Origin of the sequence: Candidatus Rubrimentiphilum sp., from assembly GCA_035710515.1 — a bacterium.
GTDB lineage: Bacteria > Vulcanimicrobiota > Vulcanimicrobiia > Vulcanimicrobiales > Vulcanimicrobiaceae > Rubrimentiphilum.
In genome coordinates this window covers 101,156-120,250 of the sequence record DASTDE010000001.1, presented here as the reverse complement: position 1 = coordinate 120,250, position 19,095 = coordinate 101,156, and the positions used below count along the sequence as shown (strand labels likewise).

At 60.9% G+C, this 19,095-nt stretch carries 15 protein-coding genes and 1 riboswitch; of the genes, 5 read left to right on the top strand and 10 right to left on the bottom strand.

The genetic code is table 11. From position 1 onward, the window contains the following. Positions 1 to 10 precede the first annotated feature (10 nt). Complete coding sequence (locus VFO29_00600) at positions 11 to 3,238, bottom strand: hypothetical protein (protein ID HET9392007.1); 3,228 nt, start codon at positions 3,236 to 3,238, stop codon at positions 11 to 13. 10 nt (positions 3,239 to 3,248) lie between these two features. Next, positions 3,249 to 3,389, bottom strand: a complete 141-nt coding sequence (locus VFO29_00595) for a hypothetical protein (protein ID HET9392006.1) — start codon at positions 3,387 to 3,389, stop codon at positions 3,249 to 3,251. Positions 3,390 to 3,477: 88 nt separating this feature from the next. On the opposite strand from VFO29_00595, the gene VFO29_00590 reads away from it, so the two are divergent. Continuing rightward, a complete protein-coding gene (locus VFO29_00590) occupies positions 3,478 to 4,122 on the top strand; it encodes a lytic transglycosylase domain-containing protein (GenBank protein ID HET9392005.1) in 645 nt (214 codons plus the stop codon). Positions 4,123 to 4,157: 35 nt separating this feature from the next. Here VFO29_00590 and VFO29_00585 read toward each other — a convergent pair whose 3' ends face one another. The 3 genes from VFO29_00585 to thiC form a co-directional block, all read right to left on the bottom strand. Next, positions 4,158 to 4,625 (bottom strand): HAD family hydrolase, encoded by a 468-nt coding sequence (locus VFO29_00585; GenBank protein HET9392004.1) that lies wholly within the window; start codon positions 4,623 to 4,625, stop codon positions 4,158 to 4,160. 11 nt (positions 4,626 to 4,636) lie between these two features. Next, the gene (locus VFO29_00580; protein ID HET9392003.1) at positions 4,637 to 5,911 is read right to left on the bottom strand and encodes an Nramp family divalent metal transporter; all 1,275 of its coding nucleotides are present in this window, start codon (positions 5,909 to 5,911) and stop codon (positions 4,637 to 4,639) included. After that, positions 5,901 to 7,559, bottom strand: a complete 1,659-nt coding sequence (gene thiC / locus VFO29_00575; GenBank protein ID HET9392002.1) for a phosphomethylpyrimidine synthase ThiC — start codon at positions 7,557 to 7,559, stop codon at positions 5,901 to 5,903. Before thiC ends, VFO29_00580 begins: the two co-directional genes overlap by 11 nt. Then, positions 7,553 to 7,652: riboswitch (TPP riboswitch) on the bottom strand. It overlaps the preceding gene by 7 nt. Between thiC and VFO29_00570 the strand changes: the two genes are divergently transcribed. The 3 genes from VFO29_00570 (at position 7,643) to aceF (ending at position 12,590) form a co-directional block, all read left to right on the top strand. Beyond that, positions 7,643 to 8,611 (top strand): DMT family transporter, encoded by a 969-nt coding sequence (locus VFO29_00570; protein ID HET9392001.1) that lies wholly within the window; start codon positions 7,643 to 7,645, stop codon positions 8,609 to 8,611. It overlaps the preceding riboswitch by 10 nt. Continuing rightward, positions 8,608 to 11,295 carry a pyruvate dehydrogenase (acetyl-transferring), homodimeric type gene (aceE, locus tag VFO29_00565; protein ID HET9392000.1) on the top strand — a complete coding sequence of 896 codons (2,688 nt, stop codon included), beginning with the start codon at positions 8,608 to 8,610 and terminating at the stop codon, positions 11,293 to 11,295. Before VFO29_00570 ends, aceE begins: the two co-directional genes overlap by 4 nt. Then, the gene (gene aceF, locus VFO29_00560; GenBank protein HET9391999.1) at positions 11,292 to 12,590 is read left to right on the top strand and encodes a dihydrolipoyllysine-residue acetyltransferase; all 1,299 of its coding nucleotides are present in this window, start codon (positions 11,292 to 11,294) and stop codon (positions 12,588 to 12,590) included. Before aceE ends, aceF begins: the two co-directional genes overlap by 4 nt. Here the strand turns inward: aceF and VFO29_00555 are convergent. Genes VFO29_00555 through VFO29_00535 form a run of 5 tightly spaced genes read right to left on the bottom strand, consistent with a single transcriptional unit; the run spans position 12,538 to position 18,540 of the window. Next, positions 12,538 to 13,275 (bottom strand): TMEM175 family protein, encoded by a 738-nt coding sequence (locus tag VFO29_00555; protein HET9391998.1) that lies wholly within the window; start codon positions 13,273 to 13,275, stop codon positions 12,538 to 12,540. The genes aceF and VFO29_00555 overlap by 53 nt on opposite strands. Continuing rightward, positions 13,272 to 13,916, bottom strand: coding sequence for a TMEM175 family protein (locus VFO29_00550; protein ID HET9391997.1), 645 nt, complete (start codon positions 13,914 to 13,916; stop codon positions 13,272 to 13,274). Before VFO29_00550 ends, VFO29_00555 begins: the two co-directional genes overlap by 4 nt. Positions 13,917 to 13,943: 27 nt before the next feature. Next, entirely contained in the window at positions 13,944 to 16,751 is a 2,808-nt protein-coding gene (acnA, locus tag VFO29_00545) for an aconitate hydratase AcnA (GenBank protein ID HET9391996.1), read from the bottom strand. After that, entirely contained in the window at positions 16,748 to 17,923 is a 1,176-nt protein-coding gene (locus tag VFO29_00540; GenBank protein ID HET9391995.1) for a ribonuclease D, read from the bottom strand. The genes acnA and VFO29_00540 overlap by 4 nt, the downstream gene beginning before the upstream one ends. Next, on the bottom strand, positions 17,920 to 18,540 hold the full coding sequence (locus VFO29_00535) for a VTT domain-containing protein (GenBank protein HET9391994.1): 621 nt from the start codon (positions 18,538 to 18,540) through the stop codon (positions 17,920 to 17,922). The genes VFO29_00540 and VFO29_00535 overlap by 4 nt, the downstream gene beginning before the upstream one ends. A 51-nt stretch (positions 18,541 to 18,591) precedes the next feature. On the opposite strand from VFO29_00535, the gene VFO29_00530 reads away from it, so the two are divergent. Beyond that, entirely contained in the window at positions 18,592 to 18,972 is a 381-nt protein-coding gene (locus VFO29_00530) for a vitamin K epoxide reductase family protein (GenBank protein ID HET9391993.1), read from the top strand. The last annotated feature ends 123 nt before the right edge of the window (positions 18,973 to 19,095 follow it).

The window sequence follows — 19,095 nt, the reverse complement described above, 5'->3', positions numbered from 1 at the left end:
GGGCTCCTAGCTAGATGCCGGCTGCGACCGGCGATGCATCCGTGATCGGTTTCAGTCCGGCTTTCTGGAGTGCTGCACTTAATGCCGGAATAGTCGTTCGTACGAAAGTGTTGTAGCTTCCAACTGCCGCGGTATAGTCCACGTCAACCCGCTTGCCATATTCCGCAACCGCCGGCGTGATCAGGCCGAATCCGAAGAAGAATATGCCCTGGATGTCCTCACGCAGCTCGCCGGGCTTCTGAATCCCGTCTTCATCGTTGTGATAGTCCGCAGTCAGTTTGTGGAAGATCGTGTCGCGGGCGGTCAGTACGTCGGCGATCTGCTGCTGCAAGGCCGAATCGGCTTTGGCCTTCGGATCGGCATTGGCCGCGTCGAGCTGCTTCTTGATCGAATCCAGATTATTCAACATCGTATCGACGGTCGAGAACTCGCGCGTGTACTTCTTCACGAACTCGTAGCTGCGCACGTAATCGGTTTGTTTGAATTGCGATTGCGGGTCGGGCTTGACCGTGAACGGCTCCGTGAACGTCTTGCCGCCGACGGTCATGCGTACGAAGTACTTGCCGGGCGGAACGTACGCGCCTTCTTCCGGTCCTTGATACGAGACTTTGGCGGCGCCCAGCCACTTCACGGGCCCGTCGATCTGAAAGTCCCAAACGTAGCGGTTGATGCCCACTTTGTTGGTGACGCGCGGAATGTCTTTGCCGCTGTTGGTGTGCCGCGATCCCGATACGGTGCGGATCACTTGGCCGGCCGCGTTCAGGATTTGAACGGTAGGCGCAGTTTTTGCGGCCGTCTTCTGATAGAAGTACGTCACGGCGCCATACGGTGGATTGGCCCCGGCGTAATCCGTGTACGTTCCCTCGTCGTCCGAGTGCTGCGTGTATTCGTACGCCGTGCGCGGTCCGATGACGAGCGCACCCAGTGCAACGGCTTTCTGCAACTGCTGGATGACGCGCATGTCGTCCATGATGTACAGCGAGCGCCCGTGCGTGGCGATCACGAGATCGTTGAATTGCGGCTGGAAGCGAATGTCGCGCACCGAGACCGCCGGAATGTTGTTGCGGAAGTCTTGCCACGATTTGCCGGCGTCGAAGGAAATCCAGACGCCGTTTTCGGTTCCTACGTACAGGATGTTCGGATCGTGGATGTCCTGACGGACCGAGCGCACGTATTGGTCGACCGGCAGATTGCTCGTAATCGACGTCCACGTTTTGCCGAAATTGTTTGAAACAAAAAGGTAGGGCTTGAAGTCGCCGGACTTGTGCCGATCGATGTTCACGAAGACTGTACCGTCGTGCAGCGTTGAGGGCGCCACAGTTTCGACGCGGCCGTACGGCGGCACGCCGGGCGGCGTGACATTATGCCAGCTCTTGCCCCCGTCGAGCGTCATTTGTACCAGACCGTCATCGGTGCCGACCCAAATCTCGCCCTTGTGCAGCGTCGAGCCTTCAATATAAATGAGGTTGTCCGAATACTCCGCGCCGGAGACGTCGTGCACCAGCGGTCCGCCCGTCGGCTGTTGATGCGACTTGTCGTTAAGCGTCAGGTCCGGGCTAATGACGGTCCAATGCCGGCCGCGATCCATCGTTTGAAAGACAACGTTTGCGCCTACCCAGCCGATGTGCGGATTCCACGGTGCAAATGCGATCGGCGCGTCCCAGTTGTACCGGTACTTGCTCTTGGAGAGATCGTAACTCTCGATCGAGTTCTGGATGTACGGCATCGCAAAGATCGTGTCTTTGGTCTTCTTGTTGTAGACCGTCACGAAACCGTTTTCGGAGTCGCCCCACAGCCAGTTCGGATCGGCCGGATCCGGAACGACCCATTCGCCGTCGCCGCCGACAGCTTGAACCCAATACTTGTTCAGAATGCCGGACGGATCGAGCGAGTTGGAAGGCCCGCACCAGCCGCTGTTGTCCTGCCATCCGCCGCAGACCCAATACGGATTTTCGTTGGACGTCGCAACGTGATAGATCTGGCCGATTGGAATGTTGCGATCGAAGAACCAGTTGTCGCCGCCATCTACGGTGCGCGCGATCCCGCCGTCCGCGCCGATGATCATGCGGTTGGGATTGTCGGGTGCGATCCAGGCCGCGTGGTAATCGACGTGCACCTGCTGCGCGGTCTCGGTGAATTTCTTGCCGCCGTCGGTGGAGACGGCCAGAAACTCCGAAATGGCATACACCTTGTCCGCATTTTTCGGATCGACGATCAAATGCGTGAAATAGAACGGCCGCTGATCGACCAGCGTGTCGTTGCTCACCATCGTCCAGGTCGAGCCGGCGTCATCCGAACGCCACAGGATACCCTCGGGAGATTCGATGATCGCGTAAACGCGGTTGCCGTCGCTCGGCGCGACCGCCAAGCCGATGCGTCCCGTTATTCCGCTCGGCAAACCCTTGGCGGCGCCGGTGAGCTTGGTCCACGTCAAGCCGCCGTCGCTGGAACGATACAAACCGTCATCGAGTCCGCCGCTGGTGAAATTCCACGGCTGGCGCAAGAAGTGCCACATGCCGGCATAGACGACGTTGGGATGCTGCAGGTCCATTGCCATGTCCGACACGCCGCTCTGATCGCTGACGTACAGCGTCTTACTCCACGTCTTGCCGCCGTCTTCGGTGACGTAGACGCCGCGATTCTCGCTGGGGCCGAAGACGTCGCCCAGCGCGCCGACGATCACATGATTCGGGTTGCGCGGATCGATCAGGATGCGCGAGATGTGGCGCGTCTGCGAAAGACCGACGTTGGTCCACGTCTTGCCGCCGTTGGTTGACTTGTAGACACCGTCGCCGTAGCTCACGTCGTTGCGCGGATTCGATTCGCCGGTACCGACCCACACGACGTCGTCGTTGGTGGGATCGATCGCGACCGCGCCGATAGCCGAGACCTTCTGCTTTTCAAAAACTGCCGTCCACGTCTCGGCGCCGTCGGTGGATTTCCAAACGCCGCCGCCCGCGGCGCCCAGGTAATACAGATTGACGTCGCGCTGCGAACCGGCAACCGCCGCAACGCGTCCACCCGGCAGTGCCGGACCGATCTCGCGCCACTGCATGTTCGAAAACGGCGGTCCCGGCGTGGGCGTGGGACTCGGCGCCGGAGTTGGATTCTGGGCCTTGGGCTCCAGGGTCGCAGCCGGCTTTGGGGCCGGGGTCGGCGTGGCTTGCGCCCGGACGGATTGGGGAGCGGCTAGCGCCGCAAAAATAGCAAAAAAGACGGCAATTGCAAGACGTGGCATCAGCCGCGCTTTAGGGCGCTGCGTGGCTTTTCCCTACGTGTTCGTAATAAGGAACGTTCTTGTTGTAGGCCCACCACTCGCTGAAGGCGATCATCCCGCACATCAGCGCAAAAAGCCCCGCGATGACATACAACCACACGCGCCGCTTCATAAGGGGCGTGTTCGGTTATTGTAAGGATCGTACCAGCAGGGGGGTCCTTTGGGGAGGGAGAGGGCTCCGTGGCGCGTATGCGGGGGTGATGCAGCGATTCCGCGCGTTCATGACCGCGTCTGTTTTGACGTTTTGCCTGGCGCAGCTGGGCAGTCTCGCCGCCTCCGCTTCACCCTCGGCCAACAACCCCGCAGCCGTCAGCGCTTACGCCCGCGTTTTGCGCAAATTCAACCCGGAGTTGCCCGTCTGGCAGAGTTCCAAGCTCGCCAAACACGTGCTGCAGAACGCCGTTCACTGGCGGGTCGATGCGAACATTTTGGTGGCGCTGGTGAGCGTTGAGTCGTCGTGGCACACGCACGCGCGATCCTACGCCGGCGCGATCGGCTTAGGACAACTCATGCCGGGAACGGCACGCTCGCTGCACGTCAACCCGCGCGACCCGTACCAAAATTTGCAGGGCTCGGCGCACTACCTTGGCGGTTTGCTGAACAAGTTCCGGAACAGCCCGCACCGCTACTCACTGGCCTTTGCGGCATACAACGCCGGCCCGCGGGCCGTCACGCAGTTCGGCGGCATTCCGCCGTACTACGAAACGCAGCACTACGTCGTGAAAGTTATGAAGGCGTGGACGCGCGTCCGCCACTTTGTGCACATTCAGCCCACCGTCGCCGCGTCACACGTTCGCGTGATCTACGGCTCGCCGGACGTTTCGTACTGGTCAGCCTCTAAGTAACGCTACCCTTCGTTACCTCAGGGTCGTTCGATACCTCACGATGACATGTTGCTCAGGATGACATTTATCGCCTGAGCTAGCGTCTGTTTTTCGTTTATCGCCAGCCATTGCGCGCCGGCGTTGCGCGCGGCTTCAAAGTCACTCTCGCTATCACCCAAGACAATACAACATTCCGGTTCCACGCCTAGCGCGCGCGCCGCGTCCAGAATCATCTTCGGCTTGGGCTTGCGGCAATCGCAATCTGCCGCCGGCTCGTGCGGACAATAGATCCACACATCGAACGGACCGAGCAATTCTTCCACGCGCCGGTTCACGGCTTCGGTTTGCTCCTGCGTAATCAGCCCGCGTCCGATTCCGCTTTGATTCGACACTACGGCAAGCGGAATATGCTGCGCGCGCAGGCGGTCGAGCGCCTCGCGCGCGCCTTCAAACGGGCGCACCGCCTCGGGATCGCCGTTGTACGGAACGTTTTCGATCAGCGTGCCGTCGCGATCGAAGATCACCGCGCATGGTTTCATCGCAGCGCGAACACCGACACGGCGGCCACGGACATCAGCAAGAACGTCAACCAGCCCCAGGCTTTCGCGATTATGGAGCTGCTCCACTTGCCCATCAGTTTCGCATCGCTCGCCAGCCGCAGGATCAGAAAGATCAGGGGAATTGCAACAAGCCCATTGAGTACCGCGGCATAATACAGCGCGCTAATCGGATCGATGCGCAAAAAGCACATGATAACGCCGACGACCAGACCGGCGGCCAGGACTGCGTAAAATCGCGGCGCGCGGTGCGGCGTTTCGTTCAAACCCTCGCGAAATGCGAACATTTCGGCAACCACATATGCCGAAGAGCCGGCCAGTGCCGGAATCGCAAGCAGCCCGGTTCCCACAATGCCGAGCGTGAAGATCAGCGAGGCGAACCTCCCCGCGAGCGGTGCAAGCGCCGCAGCTGCGTCCTGTGCCGTCGCGATGTGCGTCTTCCCGTGAATAAACAGCGTGAACGCAGTCGTGACGATGATAAACACCATAACGACGTTCGAAAAAATCATGCCGGTGTTGACGTCGAAGTGCATATCCTGGATCTCGGCTTCGGTCGCGCCGCGGCGCTCCGCGAGCGTCGTACGCCCCATGCTCTTCTCTTCTTCGACCTCGAGCGACGCTTGCCAGAAGAACAGATACGGCGTGATGGTCGTCCCTAACACGCCAAGTGCGGTCGTCATCCAGGTTTTGCTCAAGCGCACTTCCGGCATTGCAAGGCGTTTGAGCACCTCGGCCCAGTCCGTATGCACCACGAATGCGGTGATCATGTAGGCGAACAGCGTGATCGTCAGCCATTTAATCGTGTTGCACAGCACCCGGTACGAGAGAAAGATGATCGACACCAAGAGTCCCACGCCAAAAAACAGGACCCAAATGAGCACGTGAACTTTCGGCACGACCATGTTCGCCGATGCCGCCATACCCGCAAAGTCCGCACCGACGTTGAACGTGTTGGCTGCAACAACGGCAATGGCCATCGCGTACGCAACCGGAAGCGGTACCGATTTTCGAATGTTGGCAGCTAGTCCGCGCCCGGTCACCATCCCAATGCGCGCGCACATGCCTTGAATGACGGCCATCATCGGCGTGGTGATGAGTGCCAGCCACAACATGGAGAGGCCGGTGGTTGCGCCGGCAACGGAATACGTCGATATCCCCGACGGATCGTCGTCGGAGGCGCCGGTAATCAAACCGGGCCCGAGCGTTCTAAGGCGATAGAGCAGCGTGCGGTTCGGCTTGCCCTCAGGCTTCAATATAGATCTCGGAGCCTTTTTCCGCGAACTCTTTCGATTTTTCGGCCATGCCGCGCTCGGCGTATTCCCGGACTTCCTGCGTGATCTTCATCGAACAGAAATGCGGACCGCACATCGAGCAGAAGTGCGCGACCTTCGCGCCTTCAGCCGGCAAGGTTTCGTCATGGAAGTCTTGCGCGGTCTCGGGATCGAGCGAGAGTTCGAATTGGTCCTTCCACCTGAACTCGAAGCGAGCTTTGCTCAAAACATCGTCCCAATGGCGCGCCAGCGGATGCCCTTTGGCGACGTCGGCGGCATGCGCGGCGATCTTGTAAGCGATCACGCCGTCTTTTACGTCCTTCTTGTTAGGCAGGCCCAGATGTTCTTTCGGCGTCACGTAGCAGAGCATCGCGGTGCCGAACCAGCCAATCATCGCGGCGCCAATCGCGCTCGTTATATGATCGTAGCCGGGCGCGATGTCGGTAACGAGCGGCCCGAGTGTGTAGAACGGCGCTTCGTGGCAGATCGCCAGCTCTTTTTCCATGTTCTCTTTAATCAGATGCATGGGAACGTGGCCGGGACCCTCGATCATGACCTGCACGTCGTGCTTCCACGCGATCTGCGTGAGTTCGCCCAGCGTCTCGAGCTCCGCGAACTGTGCGGCGTCGTTGGCGTCGGCCAAGCATCCGGGGCGCAACCCGTCGCCGAGCGAGAAGGCGACGTCGTAGGCTTTCATGATCTCGCAGATCTCTTCGAAATGCGTGTAAAGGAAGTTCTCCTGGTGATGCGACAGGCACCACTTCGCCAGAATCGATCCGCCGCGCGAAACGATTCCGGTCACGCGCGTTGCGGTGAGCGGAATGTAACGCAGCAGTACGCCGGCGTGAATCGTGAAGTAGTCGACGCCTTGTTCGGCCTGCTCGATGAGCGTGTCGCGATAGAGTTCCCAGGTTAACTCTTCGGCCTTACCGTTCACTTTCTCGAGCGCCTGATAGATCGGCACCGTGCCGATCGGCACGGGCGAGTTGCGCAGAATCCACTCGCGCGTCTCGTGAATGTTTTTTCCGGTCGAAAGATCCATGACCGTGTCCGCGCCCCAGCGCGTTGCCCACGTCATCTTTTCGACTTCTTCCTCGATCGTCGAGGCGACCGCGGAGTTGCCGATGTTGGCATTGATCTTCACCAAGAAGTTGCGGCCGATGATCATCGGCTCGCTCTCGGGGTGGTTGATATTCGAAGGGATGATCGCGCGCCCGCGCGCGACTTCCGCGCGCACGAACTCCGGCTCGACGTTCTCGCGGATCCCGATGAACTCCATCTCCGGCGTGACGATGCCCTTACGCGCGTAATGCATCTGAGACACGTTGGCCCCCGGTTTGGCCCGCCGCGGCTTGCGTGCATTTTCGAAACGAATGCTTTCGAGCTCCGCCATCGCGTCGCGACCGCGCCGGTAGAGTGAGCTCGGCTTGTCGAGCTCTTCGGTATCGTTGCGCGCCTCGATCCAGCCCGAGCGCAACGGCTTTAGGCCGCCGCGAATCTCGACGGCAACTTGCGGATCGGTGTACGGGCCGCTGGTATCGTAGACTACGTGAGACTCGCCGTTGGTGAGTGCGATCTCGCGCATCGGCACGCGAATCGACGGATTGGATCCGGTCGCGTAAATCTTCATGGTGGCTCCCTTCCTACGGCGGCATTACCCGCATCAGGTGACGGCGGTCGGCACATCTGCCCTCTCAGCCCGAAAGCTCCCGCGTGCGGTACGACTACCCTAAAGCCGCGCTGATTCCCCCGCGTTGCCTGTATTATAGGATGGTGCGTCCGTATCTCGTGTTGGTCTTCGCACAGATCGCGGTCGGTGCGGCGGCGATCTTCGCGCGCTTTGCGCTGACCGGCGCCGGGCCGCTGGCGGTTTCGGCGTCGCGCCTGACGATAGCGGCGGTCGTTCTGCTGGCCGTTGCAGCTATTCGAGCGCCGCGCGGACAAACCACGACAACGCCCCGCGAGAAGTGGATCCTCGCCGCGGCCGGGCTCGCCCTCGCGATTCATTTCGCTGCATGGATTTGGTCGCTCGAATACACGACCGTCGCAATCTCCACGCTGCTGGTCGCTACGGTGCCGGTGTGGACAGCCTTCTACGATGCGATCGCCCGCGGCTTGCGGCTGACGGCGCTGGCCTGGCTGAGCTTCGCCTGCGGGGCTATAGGCTTGGTGATGGTGGTCGGATTTGTGGCGGCGCCGCCACCGGTTCCAGGGCATTACATTTTGGGAGCGCTTCTCGCGATCGCCGGCGCGATTGGCATCGCGATCTACTTCATCCTTATTCGCGAGGTTCGCGCGTCATTAGGAACGCGCGCAATCGTCACGCAGACCTATGCGTGGGCTGCGGTCGTGCTGATCGTAGCTGCGTTTGCCGCGCATCAGGCTCCGCCGCCGCTTACCGACGGCGTGGCGTGGGGCGGGATCATCGCGATGGCACTCGTCTCGCAGCTGCTCGGCCATACGGCGATGAACTCGGCGCTTCGCTGGTTCAGCGCCAGCGCCGTGGCGTTCAGCACGCTAGTCGAACCCGTCGTCGCGGCGTTGCTGGCGCTGGCGATCTTCGGGGAGCACCTCACCGGATTTGCGATCGCTGGGGGCTTGCTCGTCTTGGGCGCCATCGGCGTTTTCATCAGCGAGGAGCGGCGGGGAGAGGCCCGCTATGAGGTGAAGCTGGCCGAATGAGCACAACAGCGGAGGACCAGGCTGCTCCGGCGGCCTCGTCCGCGCAGTCCGATTCGCAAGAGACGCGTGAGTGGGTCGATGCAATTGAAGGCGTCATCGAGCATGAAGGGCCGGCTCGCGCACAAGAACTGATCGGCGCCGTCGTTGAAGCGGCGCAGCGCGGCGGCGCGCATGTGTCGCTCGGTTTCTCGACCCCGTACATCAACACAATTCCGGCATCGGAGCAAGAGCCGATGCCCGGCAACGACGAGCTCGAGACACGCATCCGGCACTACGTCCGGTGGAATGCGCTGGCGATGGTGGCGCGCGCCAACAAAGACTCCTCCGAACTCGGAGGACACGTTGCCAGCTTCGCTTCGGCCGCGACGCTCTACGACGTCGGCTTCAATTATTTTTTCCGCGCGCCGTCAAAAGAGAGCGGCGGCGATCTCGTGTACTTCCAGGGTCATTCCGCTCCCGGGTTTTACGCGCGCGCGTTTCTCGAAGGCCGCATCACGGCCGAGCAGCTCGAAAACTTCCGGCGCGAAGTTGACGGCAACGGCCTTTCGTCCTATCCGCATCCGTGGCTGATGCCCGACTTCTGGCAATTTCCGACGGTCTCGATGGGCTTGGGACCGATCATGTCGATCTACCAAGCGCGCTTCATGCACTATTTAAACGATCGCGGAGTCATCGATGCGGGCGATCGCAAGGTGTGGGGTTTCTTGGGCGACGGCGAGATGGACGAACCCGAATCGATGGGCGCGATCACGCTGGCGGCGCGAGAAAAACTCGACAATCTGATTTGGGTCGTCAACTGCAACCTGCAGCGCTTGGACGGCCCCGTGCGCGGCAACGGCAAGATCATTCAAGAGCTCGAGACGGCCTTCAAGGGCGCGGGCTGGAACGTGATTAAGGTGATCTGGGGCAGCAATTGGGATCCGTTGCTGGAGCGCGATCACAGCGGCAAACTCGTGCAGGTGATGACCGAGGCCGTGGACGGCGAGTACCAGACGTTCAAGGCCAACAACGGCAAGTTCGTTCGCGAGAAGTTTTTCAACCGCTATCCCGAGACGGCCGAGCTCGTCGCGCACATGAGCGACGACGACATTTGGGCGTTGCAACGCGGCGGTCACGACCCGCGCAAAGTTTATGCCGCGTACGCTGCGGCCGTGCGCCACAAAGGCCAACCGACGGTAATCCTGGCCAAAACGATCAAGGGCTACGGAATGGGCGAGTCTGGCGAAGCGCAGAATATCGCGCACCAAGCCAAGAAAATGAAGGTGGGCTCGATGCGCGCGTTCCGCGACCGTTTCCACTTGCCGATTCCCGACGATCAAATCGAGCAATTGCCCTTCTTCCGTCCGGGCGACGACACGCCTGAGATGCAGTATCTGAACGAACTCGTGAAACGGCGCGGGCATATCCCGACGCGCCGCCCGAAAGCCGCCGCGCTTGAGGTTCCGCCGCTCTCGGCGTTCGACGCGCAGCTCAAGGACACGGGAGATCGCGAGATCTCCACAACCATGGCGTTCGTACGCATACTCAGCACACTGCTGAAAGACAAAAAACTCGGCCCGCAACTCGTGCCAATCGTCGCCGACGAGTCGCGCACGTTCGGCATGGAAGGGCTCTTCCGTCAGCTCGGCATCTACTCGTCGGTCGGCCAGCTCTATCACCCGCAAGACGCCGATCAATTGATGTGGTATCGCGAGGACAAACAAGGACAGATTCTGCAGGAAGGCATCAACGAAGCCGGCGCGATCTCGTCCTGGATTGCGGCCGGTACGTCCTATTCGGTCCATGGCGTACCCATGGTGCCGTTCTACATCTTCTACTCGATGTTCGGTTTTCAGCGCATCGGTGATCTGGCATGGGCGGCCGCAGATTCACGCACACGCGGATTCTTGATCGGCGCGACCTCCGGACGCACGACGCTAAACGGCGAGGGATTGCAGCATGAAGACGGGCACAGCCAAGTCTTCGCGTCGTTCATTCCAAACTGCGTTTCGTACGATCCTACATACGCGTACGAGCTCGCCGTGATCATTCAAGACGGGCTGCGCCGTATGGCGCACGATCAAGAAGACGTTTACTACTACATTACGGTGATGAACGAAAACTATCACCATCCCGACATGCCCAAGGGCGCCGAGCAAGGCATTCTGCGCGGCATGTATCTGCTGCATGACGGTGGCACCGCGAAAAACGGCCGCGTGCAACTGCTGGGCTCAGGCGCGATCCTGCGCGAGGTTGAAGCCGCCGCCGGACTGCTCGCTGCCGACTTCGGCGTCGCCGCGGATGTGTGGAGTGTAACGAGCTTCAACGAATTGCGTCGAGACGGCATCGACGCCGACCGCTGGAACCTGATGCACCCCGAGGAGACGCCGCGGCAATCGTTCGTCGCGCAATCGCTGAGCGGACACGACGGCCCGGCGATTGCTTCGACCGATTACATCCGCACGTTCGCCGATCAAATTCGTCCATACGTCGGGCGCCGGTACGTTACGCTGGGCACCGACGGCTTCGGACGCAGCGACCTGCGCCGCAAGCTGCGCGAGTTCTTCGAAGTCAACCGCTACTATGTCGCGGTCGCCGCGTTAAAAGCGCTCGCGGACGAGGGCACGATCAAGCCGTCCGTCGTTAGTGCCGCGATCAAAAAATACGGACTCGACCCGAACAAGCCCAATCCGGTGACGGTGTGATCGAGCTCAAAGTTCCGGACATCGGCGACTTCAAAGACATTCCGATTATCGAGGTCTTGGTCAAACCCGGCGATACGGTCAAGAAGAACGATTCGCTGATCACACTCGAGTCGGAAAAAGCCGCGCTGGAAGTTCCGGCCACCGAAGACGGCGTGCTAAAAGACGTGCGCGTCAAAGTCGGCGACAAAGTTTCGAAAGGCTCGGTCATCGCAACACTCGAGCCGGCGCAAAGCGCGCCGGCTGAGGCAAAGTCCGACGGAGCGGCGAAAGCTGAAGCAACAAAACCGGAAGCGCCGGCTCCTTCGCAATCGGAAGCGCCGAAATCAGAAGCTCCGCAGGCGCCCGTCGCTGCAACCACACCACGGCAAGCGCCTGAGCCGACGCGCGCGAGTGAAAATGGTTCGGTGCACGCAAGCCCGTCGATTCGCCGGTTCGCGCGCGAGCTCGGTGTCGATCTGCACGCGGTCGAGCCGAGCGGGCCGAACGGGCGCGTGACCCGCGACGACGTCCAGAACTTCGTTAAACGCGCCGTCAGCGGCGGCAGTTCGGCAGGATCCGGCGGCCTATCGCTCGTGCCGCTGCCGAAAGTAGACTTCGCGCAGTACGGTGAGATCGAACGCAAGCCGCTGTCGCGCATCAAAAAACTCTCCGGCCCGATTCTGCACCGGAACTGGGTGACGATCCCGCACGTCACGCAAAACGATGACGCCGACGTCACCGATCTCGAAGAGTTCCGTAAAGAACTGAACGCCGAGCTTGTAAAGCGCAACATCAAAGTGACGATGCTGGCCTTCCTTATAAAAGCCGCTATCGCCGCGCTCAAGCAGTTCCCCGACTTTAATAGCTCCCTCGACGGCGACGAACTCGTCTATAAGAAGTACTACAACATCGGATTCGCCGCGGACACGCCGGACGGTCTGCTAGTGCCCGTCGTGAAGGATGCAGATCGCAAGGGCATCGCCGATCTCGCCAAAGAGACCTCGGAACTTGCCGCTAAAGCGCGCGACGGAAAGCTCGCGCTGGCGGAGATGCAAGGCGGGACATTTACCATTTCAAGTCTAGGAAGCATCGGCGGAACGTACTTCACGCCGATCATCAACGCGCCCGAAGTTGCAATCCTTGGGGCATGCCGCGCGGCGATTAAACCGGTTTGGGACGGCGAGCAATTCGTGCCACGCTTGATCCAGCCGCTGTCGCTGTCTTACGACCACCGCGTGATTGACGGCGCTGCCGCGGCGCGGTTTACGACCTACCTTGCGGCTGTTCTCGTGGACTTACGCCGCGCGCTCGTCTAGCTTCCACGTACCTGAACAGCAACCGTAAGAAGACCGCGTATGCGAGAATGATAAAGCCGATGTACTGGATTCCGCTCACACGCAATCCGCTACGCACCGTCACAATCGCCATGACCACAAATATGATGCCGATTCCGCCCAGCATCAGCCCGGCGCGCAAACCGCGGTCTGCAATATTCGGGGGCATTTGAGTGCGGCGCACGGTCCACCCGTAAAAATATTGTATGCCCAAAAGCGTATAAACGAAGGCCAGCGAGCCTTCATAAAAGGCAAAATCGAGCGCGCTGTGGCCCGGAATTGCCGGCTGGAATGGGTGTCCGGGCGACGCCGGAATTGCCGGCGTCCCGACATGAAACATGAGCTGCACGCTGTAAACTGCGAAACTCACGCCGGCCAATGTGACGAAATTCAACACCACCATGGGCGCAATGGGAACGAAGTAGTGCGCGAATAATTTGTGATGCGCCCACCACATTCCGCATACGAGCGTAAAAGTAATGACGAACGCGATCAGCGGACCCGGGTTCTCTCCAAACCCCAGCGCGCCGTTCCTTGGGATCACCAAGCTGAGCGCAAGCTGCGCCAGGCTGAAGCCGATGACGATATCGGAGAACGCTTCTAAGCGATGGATGAGCCGCTGATCCGATTCGTCCTTCGACTCCCTCAGGGCGACATGGTCATTCATGCCGATTGCAACCGCGCCGCAGCCCTCTTGAAATAGCGACCCAGCAGAACGCTAGCCACCCCCGCGGCGGTAAAGCCGATCATTACCGGCATCCCATAATTTTGTCCGGGCCGCAGAAGCGCCGAGGCGGCCAGCGACCACACGAACGGGAACGTCCAGACGACCATAAAAGCCGCGCCGCGCAAACCGCGCAAACGCGCGAGTTCGTCGTTCCGCTGTTTTGCATAGCCCATAGCAATTACGTTCTGTACGGCAAGCAGCCCATAGACGATGGCATAGCAGGCGAAGTACGCGCGGAAAGCGCTCGCGCTCGAGGTGTCCCGCATATACGCCTCTGCCGCAAAAACGAGCAAAACGACTGCCGCCAGCCACACGAAGTTGAGAATCACCGGCAACGTCCTCGGAACGAATATGTACGAGAACAGACGGTGATGAATGAACCATACGGAGCAGATAATAGCGAAAGGCACTAAGAAGCCGGCCATCTCTAGCGGATGGCTAAAAAATGTGCTTCCGCCGCTCGTTAGGGTGAGATTAGCACCAAGCTGCGCCAGACTAAAGCCAATAACGATGTCGGAGAACGCCTCGAGGCGGCGCGTGAAGCGCTCGTCATCCCTTGACAGCCCTTGGACAGTGCTCATCCTTCGACAGTGCTCAGGACTGCGGCGCTATGCGCCTTCGGCTCGATGAAAGCGTAATTGACGCAAGACGTACTGCAGCACACCGCCATGACGAAAGTACTCCGCTTCGTTGGGCGTGTCGATGCGCAGCAGCACTTGAATATCCAGCGAGCGATCGTGCGGGCCGGTTACGTGCACGTCCACGTGCATTCCCGGCTTGATGCCGTTTTCGTAGCCCGTAATGTCAAAGATCTCTTCGCCGGTCAGCGCGTAGGTCGAACGATCTGCGCCGCCGATGAATTCCAGCGGCAGGATGCCCATGCCGATGAGGTTGCTGCGATGGATCCGTTCGAACGATTCGGCGATCACCGCCTTGATGCCGAGCAAAGCCGGGCCTTTGGCCGCCCAATCGCGCGAGGATCCGGAACCATATTCCTTGCCCGCCAGCACAATCAGCGGCGTGTTTTCGGCCTTGTAGCGCATCGCCGCATCGTAGATCGACATTTGCTCGCCGGTCGTCAAGAAGCGCGTGTACCCGCCTTCGACTCCGGGCACCAGCAAGTTGCGCAAGCGCACGTTCGCAAACGTGCCGCGCACCATCACCTCGTGATTGCCGCGGCGCGCGCCGTACGAATTGAAATCTTGCGGCTCGATGCCGTGCTCCATTAAGTATTGTGCGGCCGGACTGGTCCGCGCGATGTTACCGGCCGGCGAGATGTGGTCGGTCGTGACGCTGTCGCCGACCATCACGAGCACTCGCGCGCCGCGCACGTCGGAGAGCGGCGGCGGCTCCGCCGGCATGCCGTCGAAATACGGCGGGAGTTTGACATACTCCGATTTCGGATCCCACGTGTAACGCTCGCCCTCCGGAACGTGTAGTTTCGCCCAGTTGTCGTCGCCGCGGAACACGTTGCCGTAGTTCGCCTTAAAGAGTTGATCGCTGATCGATTCGGCGACGACTTTGGAGATCTCGGCGTCGTCGGGCCAGATATCTTTCAAGTAGACCGGCTGCCCCGACTTGTCCGTGCCCAGCGGTTCGGTCGTCAAATCGATGTCCATCCGGCCCGCCAGCGCATACGCGACGACCAGCGGCGGAGATGCAAGATAGTTCGCATGCACTTGCGGATGAATGCGGCCCTCGAAGTTGCGATTTCCGGAAAGCACCGCGGCGACGATCGAATCTTGCTCGGCGACCGCCTCCGCGATTTCCAGCGGCAGCGGCCCGCTATTGCCGATGCACGTCGTGCAGCCGTATCCCACGAGATAGAAACCGAGCTCGTCCAAATACTTGTTGAGTCCGGAATTCTTCAAGTATTCGGTGACGACTTTAGAGCCAGGCGCCAACGACGTCTTGACCCACGGTTTGGTTTTTAGCCCGCGTTTGAGCGCGTTACGCGCAAGCAAACCCGCGCCGATCATTACCGTTGGGTTGCTGGTGTTCGTGCAACTCGTGATCGCGGCGATAACAACGGAGCCGTCCGCAATTTCGGTTTTCGGAGCCGAGATAACCGCGGTGCCGCCGCCGCCTTCGCTCTCCATGCTCGCGGCGTTGCTGCCCGGCTTCCCCTCGCGGATCGCCTGCCACTCCGCCAGCGCAACATTGAAGCTGCGCTTGACGTCGTGTAGAGGCACGCGATCTTGCGGGCGGCGTGGCCCGGCCAAAGTCGGTTCGACGCCGCCCAAATTCAGTTCGAGCGTGTCGCTGAAGAGCGGATCGGGCGTGTCGTCGGTGCGGAAGAGCGTTTGCGCCTTGGCGTACGCTTCGACCAGCGCGATCTGCTCGGCGCCGCGTCCCGTCAAACGCAGATACTCTAACGTCTGCGCGTCGATCGGGAAGATCGCGATCGTCGATCCATACTCGGGCGACATGTTGCCCAAAGTGACGCGATCGACGACGGGCAGATTTGAAAGTCCGCGCCCGTAAAACTCGACGAACTTTCCGACCACGCCCTTTTGCCGCAGCATGTGCGTGACGGTTAACACCAGGTCGGTTGCGGTGACGCCCGGATTCAGTTGGCCTTCCAAACGAAAACCGACGACGTCGGGAATGAGCATCGTGACGGGCTGTCCGAGCATCGCGGCCTCAGCCTCGATTCCGCCGACGCCCCACGCCAAGACGCCCAACCCGTTGACCATCGTCGTGTGCGAATCGGTACCGACGACAGTATCCGGGTAGGCCATGGGATCGATGGCGGTGGGTTCGCCCGAACGATTATCCTGTGCCTTAGTGAGGGCGGACCCACCGCCATCGATCCCCGCTCCACCGGCGCCGAACACAACGCGCGCCAAGAACTCGATGTTCACTTGATGCACGATGCCGGTGTCCGGCGGCACGGCGCGGAAATTGCGCAGCGCCTGTTGCCCCCATTTTAAGAAGGCGTACCGTTCGCGGTTGCGCTCGAACTCCAGATGCGCGTTTTTTGCAAAAGCACTGCCGGATCCGAACGCGTCCACCTGAACGGAATGATCGATCACCAGCTCGACCGGCTGCAGCGGGTTGATCGCTTTTGGATCGCCGCCCATCTTTGCCATCGCGTCGCGCATAGCGGCGAGGTCAACGACCGCCGGCACGCCGGTAAAGTCTTGCAGCAGGACGCGCGCGGGACGGAACGCGATCTCGCGATCGCTGCGCCGGCTCGGATGCCAGCGCGCCAGCGCCTCGACGTCCGCGCGTTCCACCGAAACGCCGTCCTCAAAGCGCAAGAGATTCTCGAGCAGTATCTTCAATGAAAACGGCAGTTGCGCGAGGTTGGCAATGCCGGCGTCTTGGAGCGCGCCGAGCCGGAAGTATGAGTAGGTCCGGTCGCCGGCGCGTAATTTGTCCAGGGCGTTAAAGCTGCCGGCGTGTTCAGTCATGACTGCACGGTGATTTTTGGATCGCCGTCCGCATAGCCTTCGATTCGCAGCGCGCCTTCGCCCGAAAGCAGGCGCCACAACCGCTCACCGACCAGCTGCATGCGCCACGACGAGAGACCCAGCGCGCGAGCGAAGGAATCCCGGTCGGCCGGAACCTCGCGCGCAACGCGCTCCAGCGAGGCGCGCGGCACCAGCAAACTGGGCGGAATCTCGTTTTCGCGCGCGACTTCACCGACGAGTACGCCCATTAGCGAAACGAGCGTTTCGCGCGCGTTGCCCATCTGGCGGCTGATGCGCTCCGGCAATTCGGCTTCCGGCAGCGCTTCGGCGCGCTTCACGGCATCCAAGATCGCGGGGCCCAGCGCGCGCCGCCCACCTGAATCGAACCGGCGCAGTTGCGTCAGATCCTCGATGCTGTGCGGGCGCAGCGTTGCAAGGCCGGCCATCACGTCGTCGGGCATGACGTACTTCAGTGGAACGTCCCGTTCGCGCGCGAGCCGGTCGCGCAGGAGCGCTAGTTCGCACAGCACGCCCAGTTCGCGGCGGTTCAGCCGGTTGGCGCCGGGTATGCGCGTGTACATACGCCGCTCGTCGGGCTGGTAACGGCTGATGTCGGAGAGCTGCCGGTTTTCTTCCATCGCCCACTCGTACCGGTTCTTCTCTTTCAGTCTACGGGTCAGGCGGTCGTGCATGTCGAGCAGATGCGCGACGTCGTCAATCAGGTATTCGAGCTGCCCGCTCGATAGCGGACGCGTGGACCAGTCGCTGACGGTGTGCAGTTTCTTCAAACGCACGCCTTGCAGATCGCGAACGAGATCCGCCAGGGAGATCGACAAGCCGTAGCCCAGAAACGCCGCGGCGATCTGGCAGTCGAATATCTGTTGTGGAACGATGCCGAAACGATCGGCGAATATCTTCAGGTCGCTGCTCAGCGCGTGGCCGACGACCGTCGTCTCCGTTAGCGCGCGCGCCAAGGGCATCAAGTCGGCCAGCGCCAGCGGATCCACCACCGCGAAGCCGTCCTCGAACGCCACCTGCACGACCATGAGCCGCGCCGTGTAACTGCGTTCGTTGTGAAACTCCGTGTCTATTCCAATGCGCGGCGCCTGCCGGATGCGCTCGCACAGCGCGCCCAAACCGCTGGGCGTGTCGATCGTTTGAATGTCCGTCACTGCGTCGGGCCGGAGGGCACGCGCGGGGCGCGCTTCCGGAAATGCATATGCCAATGCGGCCGGTGATGCAAGATGTACATGTGCGCGCGCGCCTCGGCGCCGTGCACCAGTCCCGTCACCTGATCGCCGAACAGCGTAAGCAGCACGCAGAGGGGGATCGCCACGGCCGACATCGTCGCAACGTGGATCCAGAGCGGAACTTTCATGGCGGCCGCCGTCGCGGTTGCGACCGTTCCGCCAAAACCCGGAATGATGCGCACGACGATCAGAAACATGGGAGAGCCCACTTTGAATCGCTTGACCCAGCCGGGCAGCCTGGCCAGCGCGGAGTGAAGATCCATCAGGTGCGTGGCATGGCGGTTTATCCAATAGCCGATGATCCCCGCGCCGATGATCCCGATGACGTCGATCACCGAACCCCAGAAACGCCCGAAGACGACGCCGTTCATGATAGCCAGCGCGTCGGTTACCGAGAACGGGGCCGAGGCCACGAACGCGAACAGAACGGTGGCCAGTGGAATTGCTACCTTGGGCCCGATGGGACGGAGGATGTGGTTTTCGACAAATGGCTGATAGCGAATCACCAAGGCCGCCAGCGCAAAGGAAGCCAGGAGCAATCCGAGGCCCGCGCCGCGGCGGGCTAGTGCTTGCAGACGGGAAGTAATCTGGTGCTCCTACGCTCCATCGTTTCGTTTTTATGCGCCGTAGGCTTGTACGCTTCCGTTTTTATGCTCCGCAAGAGCATCCGGGCGGAGCATGGCGAGGTGAAGGGTCCCAGCGTCGTCAAGTCGCCGCGCGCGAAGCTCTTCGCCGGTTTGCCGAACTCGCTGTTCGGGGTGCTCTACTACACCGGCGTGCTCGCGGTTACGTGGCTGGCCCACGCGCGGATTTTTTTCATTCTGGCCTGGATAGCGGCGCTGTTCGCCGCCGGCACGTCCCTCTATCTGGCGTACAGCCTACTTTTCGTAACGAAGCGCGAGTGTCCGTACTGTTGGACCGCGCACGCCGTCAACTGGTCGCTTGCTTTGATCTTGCCCTGGCTTGTTTAGCGCGCCTTGCATTGATATAATGCCCCTTGTCTCGAGTGTTATACGGGACTCTCACCGGAGTCCGGGAGCTGAGCCTACCGCCGGTGCTAAAAAAGAAACCGCGCAATGCGCGGCTTCTTTTTT